15 protein-coding genes are annotated in these 16,731 nt (G+C 33.8%); 7 read left to right on the top strand and 8 right to left on the bottom strand.

Going from position 1 to position 16,731, the window contains the following annotated elements; translation table 11 throughout:
- Positions 1 to 245 precede the first annotated feature (245 nt).
- Positions 246 to 2,849, top strand: a complete 2,604-nt coding sequence (locus ACOYLT_RS06340) for a T9SS type A sorting domain-containing protein (RefSeq protein ID WP_422853021.1) — start codon at positions 246 to 248, stop codon at positions 2,847 to 2,849.
- Positions 2,850 to 3,317: 468 nt separating this feature from the next.
- Here ACOYLT_RS06340 and ACOYLT_RS06335 read toward each other — a convergent pair whose 3' ends face one another.
- Positions 3,318 to 3,497, bottom strand: a complete 180-nt coding sequence (locus tag ACOYLT_RS06335) for a hypothetical protein (RefSeq protein ID WP_422853020.1) — start codon at positions 3,495 to 3,497, stop codon at positions 3,318 to 3,320.
- A 119-nt stretch (positions 3,498 to 3,616) separates the two neighbouring features.
- On the bottom strand, positions 3,617 to 4,207 hold the full coding sequence (locus ACOYLT_RS06330; protein ID WP_422853019.1) for a riboflavin synthase: 591 nt from the start codon (positions 4,205 to 4,207) through the stop codon (positions 3,617 to 3,619).
- A gap of 60 nt (positions 4,208 to 4,267) precedes the next feature.
- Between ACOYLT_RS06330 and pdxA the strand changes: the two genes are divergently transcribed.
- The 6 genes from pdxA to accC all read left to right on the top strand — a co-directional run bounded on the left by pdxA (position 4,268) and on the right by accC (position 9,244).
- Positions 4,268 to 5,314 carry a 4-hydroxythreonine-4-phosphate dehydrogenase PdxA gene (pdxA, locus tag ACOYLT_RS06325; protein ID WP_422853018.1) on the top strand — a complete coding sequence of 349 codons (1,047 nt, stop codon included), beginning with the start codon at positions 4,268 to 4,270 and terminating at the stop codon, positions 5,312 to 5,314.
- A gap of 85 nt (positions 5,315 to 5,399) precedes the next feature.
- Positions 5,400 to 5,942 carry a YceD family protein gene (locus ACOYLT_RS06320; RefSeq protein WP_422853017.1) on the top strand — a complete coding sequence of 181 codons (543 nt, stop codon included), beginning with the start codon at positions 5,400 to 5,402 and terminating at the stop codon, positions 5,940 to 5,942.
- Positions 5,943 to 5,951: 9 nt separating this feature from the next.
- Positions 5,952 to 6,146, top strand: coding sequence for a 50S ribosomal protein L32 (gene rpmF, locus ACOYLT_RS06315; protein ID WP_007137315.1), 195 nt, complete (start codon positions 5,952 to 5,954; stop codon positions 6,144 to 6,146).
- A gap of 156 nt (positions 6,147 to 6,302) precedes the next feature.
- Positions 6,303 to 7,301, top strand: coding sequence for a beta-ketoacyl-ACP synthase III (locus ACOYLT_RS06310; RefSeq protein WP_422853016.1), 999 nt, complete (start codon positions 6,303 to 6,305; stop codon positions 7,299 to 7,301).
- A gap of 22 nt (positions 7,302 to 7,323) precedes the next feature.
- A complete protein-coding gene (gene accB / locus ACOYLT_RS06305) occupies positions 7,324 to 7,800 on the top strand; it encodes an acetyl-CoA carboxylase biotin carboxyl carrier protein (protein WP_422853015.1) in 477 nt (158 codons plus the stop codon).
- Positions 7,801 to 7,897: 97 nt separating this feature from the next.
- On the top strand, positions 7,898 to 9,244 hold the full coding sequence (accC, locus tag ACOYLT_RS06300) for an acetyl-CoA carboxylase biotin carboxylase subunit (protein WP_422853014.1): 1,347 nt from the start codon (positions 7,898 to 7,900) through the stop codon (positions 9,242 to 9,244).
- A 106-nt stretch (positions 9,245 to 9,350) separates the two neighbouring features.
- Here the strand turns inward: accC and ACOYLT_RS06295 are convergent, their stop codons facing one another.
- The 6 genes from ACOYLT_RS06295 to ACOYLT_RS06270 all read right to left on the bottom strand — a co-directional run.
- Positions 9,351 to 9,701, bottom strand: coding sequence for a DUF86 domain-containing protein (locus ACOYLT_RS06295; protein ID WP_422853013.1), 351 nt, complete (start codon positions 9,699 to 9,701; stop codon positions 9,351 to 9,353).
- On the bottom strand, positions 9,691 to 9,984 hold the full coding sequence (locus ACOYLT_RS06290) for a nucleotidyltransferase family protein (RefSeq protein ID WP_422853012.1): 294 nt from the start codon (positions 9,982 to 9,984) through the stop codon (positions 9,691 to 9,693). Before ACOYLT_RS06290 ends, ACOYLT_RS06295 begins: the two co-directional genes overlap by 11 nt.
- A 43-nt stretch (positions 9,985 to 10,027) precedes the next feature.
- On the bottom strand, positions 10,028 to 11,932 hold the full coding sequence (locus ACOYLT_RS06285) for a S9 family peptidase (RefSeq protein WP_422853011.1): 1,905 nt from the start codon (positions 11,930 to 11,932) through the stop codon (positions 10,028 to 10,030).
- A 101-nt stretch (positions 11,933 to 12,033) separates the two neighbouring features.
- Positions 12,034 to 13,413 (bottom strand): DUF5689 domain-containing protein, encoded by a 1,380-nt coding sequence (locus tag ACOYLT_RS06280; RefSeq protein ID WP_422853010.1) that lies wholly within the window; start codon positions 13,411 to 13,413, stop codon positions 12,034 to 12,036.
- Between the two features lie 10 nt (positions 13,414 to 13,423).
- The gene (locus ACOYLT_RS06275; RefSeq protein WP_422853009.1) at positions 13,424 to 14,029 is read right to left on the bottom strand and encodes a DUF5017 domain-containing protein; all 606 of its coding nucleotides are present in this window, start codon (positions 14,027 to 14,029) and stop codon (positions 13,424 to 13,426) included.
- 12 nt (positions 14,030 to 14,041) lie between these two features.
- On the bottom strand, positions 14,042 to 16,731 hold a 2,690-nt coding region (locus ACOYLT_RS06270), incomplete at its 5' end, for a TonB-dependent receptor (protein ID WP_422853008.1).

The raw sequence follows: 16,731 nt of genomic DNA, 5'->3' as shown, positions 1-16,731 counted from the left end.
CCCAGGTGGGACCAAAATAATAGAAAGACCTCACTTACCTGTGAGGTCTTTTTTGTTTTATTTTTTTGCACAAAATAGCAAAACCCAGCATTTTTTTTCAAGTTGGCTTAATTCTCTCCATTTTATAAACGTTTAATAACGAAATACATACACTAACTAAGTTTATTTTTTTTAGTGTAACAATTGTTAAATTATTTAAAAAAATAGCATTAAATTTGTAAAATTATTATTATAAATAAAATGAAATGAAAAAAATATACATTATATTACACTTTATATATTTATTGTTTTGCGTTAATAATGTTTCTTTTGCTCAGGTTGTAGCAAATGATGAAACTTTTGATGTAGTATATGGCAGTAGCCAAATTACGGCTGGAAATTTTTTGACAAATGACACACGTAATGGTTCTCAAGCAACTACAACAAATGTTACTATCTCATTAGTGTTTTCTACTTCTACAGGTGTTAGTATTTCGGGGTCAAATGTTATTGTTGCAGCAGGTACGCCACAAGGAACATATACTTTAATTTATCAAATTTGCGATATTGCCAATCCTACTATTTGTGATACCGGTATTGTTACGTTAAATACCCAACTTCAAACCTATGATCAGAATAGGTATTTTTGGGGTTGTTTTGGTGAAGGAAATATAGTAAATGGCGGAAACTTTGGGGGACAAAATTCAACTTTAAATGGCGTACCTGTAGTTTTAGAACCTTATTATACTCAACCCGGAAATGTATTGGTGCCGGCAAATGTTGTATTAACTATTAATTATAATTGGTGTAATGCTCAAATTCAACCTAATGGGAATTTTAATATCTGGAGTAATGGTCCACCTTTTTGTCAAATTAATTACACATTATGTGAAATTGCTAATCCCAATAATTGTAAAACGGCAACTTTATATATACAGTTTCAACCTTATTCAAACATAATTGCACAAAATGATAATTTTTCATTAACACCAATTAATAATACTATTGGTGGCACTACACCAAGTGTTCTTGCTAATGATTTTATGGAATGTGGCGGTGGTATTTGGGATCCAATTCTTAGTCCAATTTCTTTCCCCCCTGGTTTCACGCTAAATACAGACGGAACAATAAATGTTGCCATTGGTACAGCTCCAGGAACTTATTTATTAAATTATTATGTAACTAATAATAACTCCTTGGGGATGATTTCGCAAGCAACAGCAACTGTTGTAGTAACTGGAATTTCTAGTTTGGTTGCAAACTACGACAATTTTAACTCCAATTACACTAACACAAACACTGCAAGTGTCCTCTTAAATGACACCCTAAACGGAAGTTTGATTACAAATCCTTCGGTTGTTATTTTAACTGCTCTTAATAATCCAGTTGGTTTTACTTTAAACACAGACGGTACGATTAGCATTGCGGCAAATGTTCTTGAAGGAACTTATACTGTGCCGTATCAAATTTGCAATCCTACGAGCCCTACAGATTGTTATGTTAATTATGCTTATATAGTAGTATTTAAAAATAGAATTTTAGGAAAGGTAAAGTTTGATTCAAATAATAACGGATGCAATAATAATGATGCTTATATAAATAACATAAAATTTAAAAATGTAAATGGATCGGTTACTTATTCAAGTACTACTAGTAATTATAATGACAACCAATATTATTTGATAGGAGATGTAGGAACAAATACGGTATCTATAGATAATTTACCAAGTTATTTTTCAATAACTCCCGCGAATCAAGTATTTAATTTTTCGACTCCTGGGACTACAACAGCCGCAGACTTTTGTATTTCAGCTACATCTAATGTGAATGATTTAGAGGTTGTTGCAATTCCAAAAACAAATGTTATTCCTGGATTTTTTACTTATTATGATATTTGGTATAAAAACAATGGAAGTACAATGCTTTCAGGACAAGTTGCATTTCAATACGATGGAGCAACACAGTCTTTTATTACGAGTGATCCGTCACCAAATTTTATTGCATCAGGCTTATTAAGCTATAATTTTTCGAATTTAGCTCCCTTTGAAAGCAGGCTTATTACTAATATTAAGTTTCAAGCTGCACCACCACCAGCTTTAAATAGTGGTGATGCCTCTATAATTACTAGCACTGTTTCACCAATAATAGCAGATGCCACTCCAATTAATAATACGAGTACATTAAATCAAATTGTTGTAAATTCTCAAGATCCTAATGATATAGTGGTTCACGAAGGTAACACTATTACTCTTGCAAAGGCGCAACAAGATTACCTACATTATACTATTCGTTTTCAAAATATAGGAACTTCAAATGCTATAAACATTAAAGTATTAAATGATTTAGATGCTAATTTAGACTGGAGTACATTTCAATTTTTATCAGCTAGCCATAATTGTAGAATAAAAAACAACAATAATCATAATGAATTTCTTTTTGAGGGAATTAATTTGCCAGGAACTGAAAACGAACCTTTAAGTCATGGTTATATTACTTTCAAGGTAAAACCTATTGCCTCGATTGCTATTGGAAATATTATTTCTAGTATGGCCAATATTTATTTTGACTATAACGCGCCAATAGCAACAAATCAAGTATCTACAGTTGTAGTGTCTAATTTAGCAATTGAGAATGTTGTATTTAATGATTTTAAATATTATCCAAATCCTGTAAAAAATACATTGTCTATTTCAAACAATTATATTATTAATAAGATTGAAATTTCCTCTCTTTTAGGTCAAGTATTAATTCATAAAAAAACTAATGAATTACAATCAGAAATAAATTTAGTAGAACTTCCTAATGGTATCTATTTTGTCAAAATAGGAAGCGAAAATTGTGAAAAAATGTTTAAAATATTAAAAGAATAAACCTTTAAATTTTTTAAAAACTTTAATTCAAGATGCTCTCTTGATAAGAAATCCTAAAAAGGGTAAATAGCTTTTTCGTTTTGATATGTATTAATTACACTTAACTCAATTTAAGATTTTCTTATATGAGTGTTTTCTATTTTTAGATTTTTAACTAAATGTATTTATTATATTAAACATTCACAAATTTATAACATAATTAGTAGTTATTACATTAAATCTTATAAAAGATTATTTTAAAAATTTATATAAAATAACCGCATTAATTATAGTTCATTACATCAACAAAGTTTTTACATATTAACTACTGATCAATATGTTTTAATTAATATGTTAAATATTTTGTGTTAACAATTAAAATAAATAACTGATTAAAACATTTATAATTACCACAAAATAGTAAATGTGCTTTAGAATAGTAATTTCATAGTTTAATTTTGCATTATCCTTGCAGATTATATGTCCAAATTATTTTGGCGAGTAGATTTTTTTTATACTTTTACACACTATGAAAATTGTCCCGAATAGAATTAGTAATATTCTGGCAGTGATTTTGTTGTCATTTACCTCAGTTTTTGCTGCACCAGGACCACCGCCTCCAGAAATTACACCTCCACCTCCGCCACCAGTTAATCTGGATGGTAGCATATGGTTTTTATTACTAGTATCATTACTATTTGGTATTTATAAATTGAAACAAATTCTTGCTATAAAAAAAGCTTCAAATTAATTTGAAGCTTTTTTGTTTCTTATATAAATACCATTGCTCAACTCCTTGTTGCGTATAATCTTGCAACATATTTTCCCACAACATCAAATTCTAAATTTATTTTTGTTCCTAGTTGAAATGCTTTAAAATTAGTATGCTCAAAAGTGTAAGGAATTATAGCTACACTAAATTCATTAGGCTTAGAATTGAGAACCGTTAAACTTACGCCGTTTACTGTTATAGAGCCTTTTTCAATGGTAATATTATTTAATTTACTATCATATTCAAATGTAAAATACCAGCTTCCATTTGCCTCACTAATGGCTGTACAAACACCGGTTTGATCAATATGTCCTTGAACAATATGCCCGTCAAGTCTATCTCCAAGCTTCATTGCTCGCTCCAAATTTAGTAAATCTCCAATCCTCCATTCGGCAAGATTGGTCTTTACTATCGTTTCCCTTATTGCTGTTACCGTATATTCTTCATTATCAATAGCGATAACCGTTAGGCAAACTCCATTATGAGCCACGCTTTGATCAATTTTTAATTCGTGAGTTATTGAGGAAGAAACAGTGATATGTAGATTATCATTGTCTCTTTTGATTTCTTTTATTATTCCTAGGGTTTCAATTATTCCTGTAAACATTATGGTTTTATTTTACTAAATTTGCACTTCAAAATTAGCAATAAATAACTTGTCCTTGATATGAAAAAAGCAGAAAATATTATCGTTGGAATATCTATAGGAGATTTAAACGGTATAGGGAGTGAAGTTATCCTCAAGACTTTTGAAGACTCAAGAATGTTGGAACTTTGCACGCCAGTTATTTTTGCCAATGTGAAAGTGCTTTCATTTATCAAAAAAACATTAGAACTAATAGCCCCTCTTCACGGTATCGATCATATAAACCAATTAGTGATTGGAAAAATAAACGTAGTAAATGTTTGGCGCGAAGGAGTTGATTTGAATTTTGGAAACAATGATGAAAACATTGGGAAATACGCTATAAAATCTTTTGTAGCTGCTACGAAAGCTTTAAAAGAAAATCAAATAGATGTATTAGTAACGGCACCAATTAATAAATATAACATACAATCGGAAGAATTTAAATTTCCAGGCCATACCGATTATTTAGATAAAGAATTAGAAGGTAACGCCTTAATGCTTATGGTTCAGGACAATTTAAGAGTGGGTTTACTAACAGATCATATTCCTGTGAATGAAGTAGCCAAGCATTTAACCGAAAAATTAATCATCCAAAAAATTGAGACCATAAAACATTCCTTAATTCAAGACTTTGGGATAAATAAACCGAAAATTGCCGTATTGTCTTTGAACCCTCATGCTGGAGACAATGGAGTCATAGGCAAAGAAGACGATGAAATTCTAAAACCTACTATTAAGAAAATATTCCAAAAAGGAACCTTAGTTTTTGGTCCCTATGCTGCTGATGGTTTTTTTGGAAGTAATCAATATGAGAAATATGATGCTGTGATTGCCACCTATCACGATCAAGGATTAATACCCTTCAAAACACTGTCATTTGGGAACGGTGTAAATTATACTGCTGGCCTAAACAAAGTAAGAACTTCCCCAGATCATGGCACAGCCTATGAAATTGCTGGAAAAGGAATTGCAGATTATAATTCGTTCAAAGAAGCTGTTTATACTGCAATTGACATTTATAATTCCCGAAATGAGTATCTTGAAATCAGCAAAAATCCTATGAAATTAAAGGAAAAACAGTTATAAACAAAAAAATGTTCATAAGGCTATTGGAATTCCAATAATTTTATATCTTTGCACTCCCGAAACTTCGGGTCAAATGGTTGTTTAGATGAAAAGTACAAATGAATATTTAATTCCATTCATTGGATTAAAATTAGGAAAACATCAGTTTGATTTTAAAATAAATAAAAAGTTCTTTGACGAGTTTGATTTTGATGAATTTGAAAGTTGTGGGGTAGCAGTAGATGTTGTTTTAGAAAAAAAAGCAACCCTACTTGAAATCAACTTTAAACACAAGGGAACTGTAAACGTACCCTGTGATTTAACTGGCGAAATGTTTGATTTACCAATAAAAGGTAAAATTAAATTAGTTGTTCAGTTTGGAGAGGAGTTTAACAACGACAATGACGAATTATTGATTTTGCCACATGGCGAACATCAAATAGATTTGGCTCAATATATTTATGAAATGATTGTATTGTCAGTTCCGCAAAAAAGAGTTCATCCGGGCGTGAAAGATGGAACCTTGCAAACCGAAGCACTACAAAAATTAAATGAATTACAAGTCAAAGAGATAAAAGAAAAAGCGAAAAAAGAAGATAATATTGACCCAAGATGGGACAAATTAAAACAACTATTAACGGATAAATAATATAGTAAAATGGCACATCCTAAGAGAAAAATCTCCAAAACAAGAAGAGATAAAAGAAGAACTCATTATAAAGCTACAGTGGCTCAAATTGCAACTTGCCCTATAACAGGTGAAGCTCATTTATACCACAGAGCTTACTGGCATGAAGGTAAAATGTATTACAGAGGACAAGTTGTTATTGACAAATCAGTAGCAGTGGCTTAATTAAGTTTTATACAAAACCAACTCCCACATTGTGGGAGTTTTTTGTTTTATTAAAATTTAAGAAATTTGCATTCCTAATTGAAATAAGTATTATTATTTTTTGTAATTTCAACCACTTTTCGATTTAAAAAAACCGATAGGAAAAAGACCTTTTTTATGACTAAAATTACAGCCGCAATTACAGCAGTTGGAGCCTATGTTCCAGAATTTGTACTCTCAAATCAAGTACTGGAAACCATGGTTGATACCAATGACGAATGGATAACCTCTCGCACTGGAATCAAAGAAAGAAGACTATTAAAAGAAAAAGGAAAAGGCACTTCTTTCATGGCCATTAAAGCCGCTCAAAATTTAATTTCAAAAGCTAATATCAATCCTGAAGAAATAGACTTGGTTATAATGGCCACCGCTACACCAGATATGCAAGTTGCTGCAACAGGAGTTTATGTGGCAAGTCAAATTGGAGCAATTAATGCATTTTCATATGACCTGCAAGCCGCTTGTTCGGGTTTCCTTTTCGGAATGTCAACTGCAGCTGCCTATATTCAATCTGGTAGGTATAAAAAAGTGCTCTTAATTGGTGCTGATAAAATGTCTTCCATAATTGATTATACAGATAGAGCCACATGCATCATCTTTGGTGATGGCGCTGGCGCTGTGTTATTTGAACCAAACTATGAAGGGCTTGGTTTACAAGATGAATTATTAAAAAGCGACGGAATTGGGAGAGAATACCTCAAAATAGACGCTGGTGGCTCTATTCTTCCTGCCACTGCGGAGACATTTAAAAACGGACAGCACTATGTATTCCAAGACGGTAAAACAGTTTACAAATATGCTGTTTCTGGAATGGCTGATGTAAGTGAAAAAATAATGCAACGCAACAATCTAACTAAAGATGATGTGAACTGGTTAATTGCTCACCAAGCCAATAAAAGAATCATTGATGCTACTGCCAATAGAATGGGAGTAGATGATGAAAAAGTTTTGGTAAATATTCAAAAATATGGGAATACAACTTCGGCAACCTTACCTTTGTTGTTGAGTGATTTTGAAGATAAATTTAAAAAAGGAGATAATTTAATTTTTGCCGCATTTGGTGGAGGATTCACTTGGGGTTCTATCTACTTAAAATGGGCTTACGACAAACAATAACTAACACTAAAACAAACTAATTATGGATTTAAAAGAAATTCAAAACCTGATCAAATTTGTATCCAATTCTGGAGTTGCCGAAGTAAAGTTAGAGACTGGCGATGTAAAAATCACTATCCGAACAACCATAGAAGGTAACGCTTCAGATATCACTTATGTTCAACAAGCCCCTATGCAACAAGCAATAGCTGCTCCAATAGCAAACGCTCCTGTTGCAGCACCTGCAGCGCCTGCTGTAGCTTCTGATGACAATTCTAAATATGTTACCATAAAATCCCCAATGATTGGAACTTTCTACCGCAAACCTTCTCCAGATAAGCCAATGTTTGTTGAAGTAGGTAGTGCTATTCAAAAAGGAGATGTGCTTTGTGTAGTTGAAGCTATGAAATTATTTAATGAAATTGAAGCTGAAATCACAGGTAAAATCGTTAAGATTCTTGTTGATGATATGTCTCCCGTTGAATTTGACCAGCCATTATTCTTAGTTGATCCCTCTTAAAAAGTTAGAAGTTGGAAGTTGGAAGTTGGAAGTTTTTTCTAACGACTAATTTTTGATTGATACATTTTCAAATTGTCTAATTTTCAAATTAAGAAAAATGTTTAAAAAAATATTAATTGCCAATAGAGGCGAAATTGCGCTTCGCGTAATCAGAACTTGCCGTGAAATGGGAATCAAAACAGTAGCTGTTTATTCCACTGCTGATGCTGAAAGTTTACACGTAAAGTTTGCAGACGAAGCCGTTTGTATTGGTCCTCCACCAAGTAATTTATCTTACTTAAAAATGTCTAATATTATTGCGGCTGCAGAAATCACTAATGCAGATGCAATACATCCAGGTTATGGTTTTCTTTCAGAAAATGCTAAATTCTCAAAAATTTGTCAAGAGCATGGTATCAAATTTATTGGTGCTTCGCCTGAAATGATTGACAGAATGGGAGACAAAGCTTCTGCTAAAGCTACTATGAAAGCTGCAGGAGTTCCATGTGTTCCTGGTTCGGAAGGAATTTTAGAATCCTACGAACAAGCAGAACAAATTGCCCATGAGTTTGGTTATCCAGTAATGCTAAAAGCTACCGCTGGTGGTGGTGGAAAAGGAATGCGTGCCGTTTGGAAAAAAGAGGATTTACTAAAAGCTTGGGAAAGTGCTCGTCAAGAGTCGGCTGCGGCTTTTGGCAATGATGGCATGTATTTAGAAAAATTGATTGAAGAACCAAGACATATCGAGATACAAGTTGTTGGTGATGCTTATGGCAAAGCTTGTCACTTATCCGAAAGAGATTGTTCAGTGCAACGTCGTCATCAAAAATTAACTGAAGAAACGCCTTCGCCTTTTATGACGGATGATTTACGTAATAAAATGGGTGAAGCGGCTGTAAAAGCGGCTGAGTTTATAAAATACGAAGGTGCTGGTACGGTGGAATTCTTAGTAGATAAGCACAGAAATTTCTATTTTATGGAGATGAACACACGTATCCAAGTAGAACATCCTATTACAGAACAAGTTGTAGATTATGATTTAATTCGGGAGCAAATTTTAGTAGCTGGTGGTGTGCCAATTTCTGGAAAAAATTATTTTCCACAATTGCACGCAATTGAATGTCGAATCAATGCTGAAGATCCTTATAATGATTTTCGTCCATCACCAGGAAAAATCACTACGCTTCATGCGCCAGGAGGTCATGGTGTTCGTTTAGATACTCACGTGTATGCTGGCTATACTATTCCGCCTAATTACGACTCGATGATTGCCAAATTAATAACAACGGCACAAACTCGACAAGAAGCGATCAATAAAATGAAACGCGCTTTAGATGAATTCGTAATTGAAGGTGTTAAAACTACTATTCCGTTCCACCGTCAGTTGATGGATGAACCCGATTATGTAGCTGGAAATTATACTACGAAGTTTATGGAAAGTTTCAAAATGAACGACCCAGAATAGATTAAAAGCCCAACTTTAATGAGTTGGGCTTTTAATCTATTACTATAAAGTTTCCTTCAACCATTTATAAAACTCTCGTTGCCATACTAAACCGTTTTGAGGAAATTTAAAACTCATTTTTCTCTAAAATTGCTGCAACCTTTACTTTTAAATCGGGTAAATTAATTTTGATTACATTCCAAATTGTTAAATCATCAATTCCAAAATATTCATGAATAACTAAATTGCGTAAACCAATGATTCTTGCCCAAGGAATTTCAGGATTATTCAAAAGCAGTTTTTCTGATAATCTATTACTTGCTTCGCCTATAACTTCGAGTTGACGTAATGTTGCATTAAACATCATGGAGTTTTTTACAAAATGTTCTAAATCTACATCTTGCAAATAGTTTTCTATTTCATTTATAGCATCTATAACGTGGAGCAATCGTACTTTATCACCTAATCTATCTTGCATAAATTAGTTTTTTTTCGTTATCCAAAATAGGTTTAATATATTTTGACAAACCTCTAGCAGAAACTAAATCCACTTTTTTAGAAAGTAATTCTTGTAAGTCTAACTTCATTTGTATAAATTCCAATCCTATTGGTTGATTATAATCTAGTTCTACTAATAAATCAATATCACTATTTTCGTTTTCTAAATCTTTACTGTAAGAACCAAAAAGATAAGCTTTCAAAACGGGTTGTTTTGAAAAAAAAATCTTAATTGTTTCTATTTGATTGCTGTTAAGACTCATTTTACATAGTATTTTAGTCAAAAATACTTAAAAAAGTTACTTGTTACAACGTTTCCTTCAACCATTTATAAAACTCTCGTTGCCATACCAATGCATTTTGTGGTTTTAATACCCAGTGGTTTTCCTCAGGAAAGTAGAGCAAACGGCTTTTTATGCCACGCAATTGTGCGGCCTGGAAAGCTTCTTGCGCTTGACCTATTGGCACACGAAAGTCTAATCCGCCTTGTATGATTAGGATTGGTTTGTTCCATTTGTCCACAAAGTTTATGGGGTTGAAAGTGGTGTATGATTTTTGTGCTACTGCATTGTCTTTTTCCCAATAAGCGCCACCAAAATCCCAATTGTTAAAAAATACTTCTTCGGTAGTGCCAAACATACTTTGTGTATTGAAAACACCATCGTGTGCAATAAATGTTTTAAAACGATTGTTGTGTATTCCAGCTAAATAGAATACTGAATAGCCGCCATAACTTGCCCCGATACAACCCAAACGAGATTTATCGACATAGTTTTCTTTAGCCACATCATCAATCGCAGAAAGGTAGTCATCCATTACTTGTCCGCCCCAATCTTTTGAGATTTGTTCGTTCCAAGCTTGTCCGTGACCATACATACCGCGACGGTTTGGCGCTACTACGATATAACCTTGTGAAGCCATCAGCGAGAAATTCCAACGAAAGGAATAGAATTGTGTCAATGGTGATTGTGGGCCGCCTTGGCAATACAATAGCGTTGGGTACTTTTGGCTTTTATCAAAATTGGGTGGAAGTAGTACCCAAACTAACATTTTCTTATTGTCGGTTGTAGTTACATAGCGTCTTTCGAATTTTGGCAGAGCCAATTTAGCATAGGTTTCCTCATTAGTTTTAGTCAATTGTAACCAAGTTTTTTTCTTGGTGTTAAAAGAATAAATTTCCAAAGCATGGTTCATATCGGTTCTAGTCAAAATAAAATTTTCGCTGGATACATCTACAATATCATGCACGTCGAAGTCTCCAAAAGTAATTTGTTTCACTTCGCTTGCTTTTTTAGCCAATGGGAGATAAGCAATTTCAAATAATTGTTGGGTTCCGTCAACAGCGGCTAAAAAATATAGTTTAGCACCATCTGGACTCCATTTAAAACTTTCTACCGAGCCATCCCACTTTGCGGTAAGGTTTATATTTGAAGCTCCGTTAAAACGAACTATGATATCGTTTTTATCGGCTTCGTAGCCATCGCGTTTCATTTGTAGCCATGTCAATTCTCCTTTTGGTGAAAAAACAGGATTAGTATCGTAACCTAAATTGTCTTCGGTTAGATTTTTGGTGGTTTTAGTCTCGAGATTGTATTCATATAAATTGGTATTGGTAGAAATAGCATAAGCAGTTCCAAATGTCTTTTTACAAACATAAATTATACTTTTACCTGAAGGTGTCCAAATATAATCCTCATCGCCTCCAAATGGCTTTTGAGGGCTATCAAATGGCTCACCTTTCATAATATCTATGGGAGTAGCTTTATCTTTATTCTCGGCAAAGAAAACATGATTGTGTGTTCCGTTATTCCAAGTGTCCCAATGGCGGTAATCGAGACCATTGTAGATTTGAGCACCGGCTTTTTGTAAATCAGAGTAAAAATCTTTGCCTAAAACATTTTCTGTTTTTACTTCTTGCGAAGAAAGAATGTATTTACCGTCAGGAGAGCTATTTTTATCTGCCAATATTTCTTTGGTATCCTTCAATTCGGTTGGCATTCCTCCTGTTATTGGAATAGTAAAAAATTTGCTATTCGATTTATTTTCTTCCATTACTGGAGTACTTACTTTATAAACTACTGATTTTTTATCTTTTGAAATACCAAGTGCTGTTACACGGTTTAATTTCCAGAGTGTTTCGGGGGAAAGCACTTGTTGTGCTGTTGCGTTTATGCTCATGATACTGAGGATTATAAATAAGATTTTTTTCATAGTGTTATTTGTTTATTTATAGGCTAAAAATACTAAATAATCTTCAAAAAAAAAGCCATCCGAAATTAGGATGACTTTCTTAAAATTTATGCTTTTATTACCTAGTTGATAAGAACGTCATCGATTTGCATTGTAGTCGTAATTCCTGTTCCGCTTCCAGAGTATTCAAACACAAAGAAACCGATTCCAGTTAAAGTACCCGGAATGGCATAATTACCACTACTGGTATAGTTTGTTGGATAACCTGAGGCCAATCCTGAAGAAATGGTGAAACTTGACGTAATGTCAACATAAGTGGCATTAGTAGCATTAGTTCCTGGAACATAATCGGCAGTGTAATACACTTTTAAACAGTTACCATTAGCAAAACCTGCTTTTGATTTAAAAGAGAAGTTACTGGCCGTAGCAAAATTAACAGGTACAAAGAACAAGGTTCTGTTGGTTTCCGGAGTTCCGCCAAATGAAGTCATTTGGATATAACGATTACCTCCAAAATTTTTGATTTGCCAGTATCTGCTTCCTACTACAGCATCGTTGATATAAGCAGGAAATATTTGCTGATTGGTACTCGTATAAGAAGTAAACGGCTCGTTTAATGATCCTAAATAGTTGATAGCTGTTCCTCCAATTGGTGGATAAAAATCGATTGTCAAACGTTCAAGAGTCAAATTAATATCACTTTCTGTTCTCACCATGAATTGGTAATCTGAGTTGTATTTCGTTAAAACACCTCTAATTTTTCCGCTTTTATTTGGCACTGCTTTAGAAGCGAAATTGGCATAAGAACTAACTCTAACAATAATAGTGTTTCCAAATTCATTAGTAATTAAGTGATTGGTTGCACCACCTAAATCGTTTAAAGTAGCATCAAAATAGGTTTTACCCATTGAAGCATCTGTGAACTGTACGTTGTCAAATTCAATCAATTTATTCAAATAAGAATCGTTCAACGCTTGGTTAATTGTGATGTTGTTGATAATGGTGCTTTCTTCTACTACAGTACAAGAGCGGGTTATAACACTTTGATATTCTATTGGAGAAATTCTTCCTACTTCGTCATCTGAAGTAATATTAGGAGTTCCGTTGTTGTATAAATTACCAATTACAGGAGAATCGAATTCTCTAACGATGTACCTGTTTTTCATGTCTACAAATACTTTTCGTCCCGGCTCGTACTTAGTATACAAGTTATAATCGTCAACAGGTATACTAAATCCTTGTTGTCCGTCAATCGAAACTAATGATATTGATTTGTAAAAGTTTCCTCCTTCATCACTTGAAGTCACGTAAGCTTCAATAATATCTTCTTCTTCATATTTTACATAAGAAGCAGTAGCCAAAGCGGCGATTTGTTGAACGGTTTTTGTAGGCGTTAAATCTGTACAACTACCACTAAAATCCGGGTCTTTAAAATCATCATTTACACAACTCACAAATGTGGCCGTTATAAATGCTAATGCTAGAAATTTAAAATTTTTCATGGTCTTTTTTTTAGTTATTAGAGTAAACTTTTATTTTATCAACTTGGAATAATCCGTCTAAAGTAGTTCCATTTCCGGTAACTTTAAAGGCGATATGAACAGTTCCTGAATAAGAGGACAAATCGATTTCGCCAGATGGAATATAAGTATAATTGTTGGTAGTGTTATTTGCTACAATGGCGTCTAATTCATCCCACGTTGCCGCTAAAACGTTAGTTCCGTCATAATCAGTTGAAATAAATACTTCTAATTTGTTATCAGGATTGTCAACAAAGTTAGATGCCGAAGAGAAAGATAAAACAGCGTTTGCGTCTTCTGAAATAGTGATTTCCGGAGTAATCGCCCAACCGATATTAGAAGACTGACTGCTTCCAAATGAGCTAAATTGGATATAACCGTCGTTGTTATAATCCCTTTCTATCCAAAGTTTAGTTCCAGTTTCTGCGAAATTGGTCCATCCTTCAAAATCGAAAGTGGCATTGTAGTTAATATCCGGTTCCGGAAAATCTTCCGAGAAAATCAAAGGTTTGAATGGGGCAATATCAGTATCGTCCGAACAACTTACGGCAAGACTAACAGTTACTATCGCCAAAAATGATTTAAATATATTTTTCATAGTGCTGCAGTATTAGAAGTTAATGTATAAATTTAAGAAATAGGTTCTTCCGTAACCATAGAAATATTTTGGACCGAATGAAGGTGTTCCATTTGCATTGTCTGCCTGTAAATCAGGGAAAGTTGCTTTTCTTGATTGTTCGAAACCTCCAGTTTTGTATTCAAAATCTAAAACGTTGTTAATAGAAGCAAAGAAACCGAAAGTATCATTTCCTACTTTCCAAGATTTACCTCCAACCAAATTCAATAAAGTAACTGGGTCAAATTTTTCTTGTTTCAATAAAGCTCTTACCGATTCCTGTGTAGCCCCCTGAAAACCTAATCCGTCAGCATCGGCCACGAAGTTTTCAGTTCTCAAGATGTTTGAAATACTGATATAAGTATCAGCTAAATAGTTGATGTTAGCTCCAATCCACCAGAATTTTGGGTCTCTGTATTCTAACCCGAATGAGTACGCTTGTTGAGGCATGCCAGGCAATCTGTATCCTTTCAAATACGATTTTCCAAAGTCAAACACAGGGTTTGAATTGGTGCTTGTTGCTAAAGCATCATCATTCACTTTTAAGTTTGGATTGTTGTCATAAGTATATTGTCCGTAAGAAGCCGAACCTGTTACTTTGATTGTAGAAGTAACTTGGTATTCACAACCAAATTCAGCACCGACGTGTTTTTTGTTGATTCCTGTTACAATTTCACTGATGAATGAATCCGTATCAGTTTCTCCGTCTTCACCAGCGTCAAAAATGCCTTCACCATAAAAGAATGATATTTGAGTTGCATTAGAAATTTTGTTGTAGAATCCAGTTAATCTGGCTTTGAATTTTGGCGCTTTGATAATATAACTGATGTCAGAACCCATTACAGACTCACTAGTTAAATCAGGAGTAATATTGTTGTTCAGACGGGCATTAGAAAAAGTATTTCTCAAATTTGGTGCTTTGGTCATATACACTCCGTTGATATCAATAAATTGTTTTCCGTTGATTTTGTATGTTAAACCTCCTTTGAATCCGAAATTTTCAAAAATGGCTTTAGAACTTTTACCATATGAATTGTTGGCATAAATTCCGTTTCGGTAATTTCCTTCTCTTTGGTATTCTGATCGGGAAAATGTTTGACCCAAATAAAAATCAACTTTTTTGTAACTGAACTTAAATTGAGTAAATCCGTCAAAAGTGATAGCATTCAAATCATAGTTGTAACCATAAGCATCTCCCTCTCCCACTTGTCTGTCAGGATTATTCAAATCTGTTTGCGTAGCATCGCCTGTAAAGAAAGGATCTACATCATTGAAATAAGTTCCGCCTAAAAGGTCAATTAATTTTTGGTAATTTCTTGACTTTAATTTTTTGAAGTTTACTCCGGCATTCATAATGATATTGTCAGCAATAGAAGAGTTCAAATAAGAGTTTGCGCTCCACTGTTTGTCCTCTACACGGTCTTCGTATAAAACATAAGCACTTCTTTGTCCGCCGTTAACTACTTTATTAGTGAAATATATATCTGTCCAATTGATTTGTCCATCGTTGGTGAAATTTGCCGCCGCTTGATTTGCACTTGGATTGGTATAACCAGTAATCGTCACGTTGTCAGGAGCATAAGTCGGCACATAATAGGATTGGTCATTCAAGTAATAACTTGGTAAATTTTTGTAATAAGTTGGATCAGGATTATTGGCCAATTGGAAATCCAAACGACTGTTGCCAATAAATCCTAATTGATATGCCACGTTAGTGTTTAAGTTAGTCTTATCGGATATTTTCCAATAGTGACTTAACATGTTGATTGGCTCTTCAATCTCTTTATATCTTGAATTTCTTTTTTCGCCTTCTTGCCAACCCCAATAAGAGTTGTATTCAACACCTTTTAAACGAGTTACCTCAGCAGTATTTGGTGAATTTTTTCCTCTTTTATTTTGAGCAAAAATCGAAGTAAAGTTAATGGAATGATGCTCATTAAATTTCTTTTCTATACTCGCAAATACAGAATTAGCGGCATAGTTTGTTCCTTCAAAATAACCTTCATTAGCCCATCTTCTTGAGGCTGAAACCACAAAAGCCCAACCATCGGTATTCATTCCGGAGGCATGGGTAGCCATAGTTCTCCAACTGTAATTCGTATTGGTTCCCGAGAAAGAGATTCTTGAACCTTTTCTATAAATAGATGCTCTGGTATTGATTTCCTGAGTTCCTAAAATACCCCCAAAAGTATAATCTGAAGGTGCTGAGCCCATGGTAAATTCTTGATTTCGTGTTGCATCATTTAATCCACCCCAATTACTCCATTGTGGTCTTCCGTCATAAATTTTATTCATAGAAATACCATTAATCATGGTAGTACTATATTCATTATCTAAACCTCTGATTCTAAATCGGGCTTGGCCCCAATTGAAAGCAGCAGCTTGCTGATAAATATCTCTTGATGCTTGCAATAATCCCGAAGTACTTTCGGAACCACTGTTGTCGTCTCCTAAATCATTTTCGGTAATCGTTACCAAACTTAATTGTTGTTCGGTAGTAATATCCTCCTCCAAAACAATAATTCCTAAATCCAAAATTTTTCCAACTTCTACTTCAACTACTAATAATTGGTCTTTAAAACCAGCACTTTTTATCTGAAGGAGTTGGCTTCCTAAAGAAATTTCATTAGAGCTAAAAACACCAGCAGCATCTGTAAAAGTTGTTTGATTGGTGTTTTGAATAG

This window comes from Flavobacterium sp. (assembly GCF_049318185.1).
Classification (GTDB): domain Bacteria; phylum Bacteroidota; class Bacteroidia; order Flavobacteriales; family Flavobacteriaceae; genus Flavobacterium.
This window is presented reverse-complemented; position numbering and strand designations above follow the sequence as displayed.

What these genes read in the sequence shown, in the direction of transcription:
- ACOYLT_RS06340 (WP_422853021.1), top strand. Translation starts at nt 246, where the DNA reads ATGAAAAAAATATACATTATATTACACTTTATATATTTATTGTTTTGC.
- ACOYLT_RS06335 (WP_422853020.1), bottom strand. Translation starts at nt 3,497, where the DNA reads ATGCTACCATCCAGATTAACTGGTGGCGGAGGTGGAGGTGTAATTTCT.
- ACOYLT_RS06330 (WP_422853019.1), bottom strand. Translation starts at nt 4,207, where the DNA reads ATGTTTACAGGAATAATTGAAACCCTAGGAATAATAAAAGAAATCAAA.
- pdxA (WP_422853018.1), top strand. Translation starts at nt 4,268, where the DNA reads ATGAAAAAAGCAGAAAATATTATCGTTGGAATATCTATAGGAGATTTA.
- ACOYLT_RS06320 (WP_422853017.1), top strand. Translation starts at nt 5,400, where the DNA reads ATGAAAAGTACAAATGAATATTTAATTCCATTCATTGGATTAAAATTA.
- rpmF (WP_007137315.1), top strand. Translation starts at nt 5,952, where the DNA reads ATGGCACATCCTAAGAGAAAAATCTCCAAAACAAGAAGAGATAAAAGA.
- ACOYLT_RS06310 (WP_422853016.1), top strand. Translation starts at nt 6,303, where the DNA reads ATGACTAAAATTACAGCCGCAATTACAGCAGTTGGAGCCTATGTTCCA.
- accB (WP_422853015.1), top strand. Translation starts at nt 7,324, where the DNA reads ATGGATTTAAAAGAAATTCAAAACCTGATCAAATTTGTATCCAATTCT.
- accC (WP_422853014.1), top strand. Translation starts at nt 7,898, where the DNA reads ATGTTTAAAAAAATATTAATTGCCAATAGAGGCGAAATTGCGCTTCGC.
- ACOYLT_RS06295 (WP_422853013.1), bottom strand. Translation starts at nt 9,701, where the DNA reads ATGCAAGATAGATTAGGTGATAAAGTACGATTGCTCCACGTTATAGAT.
- ACOYLT_RS06290 (WP_422853012.1), bottom strand. Translation starts at nt 9,984, where the DNA reads ATGAGTCTTAACAGCAATCAAATAGAAACAATTAAGATTTTTTTTTCA.
- ACOYLT_RS06285 (WP_422853011.1), bottom strand. Translation starts at nt 11,932, where the DNA reads ATGAAAAAAATCTTATTTATAATCCTCAGTATCATGAGCATAAACGCA.
- ACOYLT_RS06280 (WP_422853010.1), bottom strand. Translation starts at nt 13,413, where the DNA reads ATGAAAAATTTTAAATTTCTAGCATTAGCATTTATAACGGCCACATTT.
- ACOYLT_RS06275 (WP_422853009.1), bottom strand. Translation starts at nt 14,029, where the DNA reads ATGAAAAATATATTTAAATCATTTTTGGCGATAGTAACTGTTAGTCTT.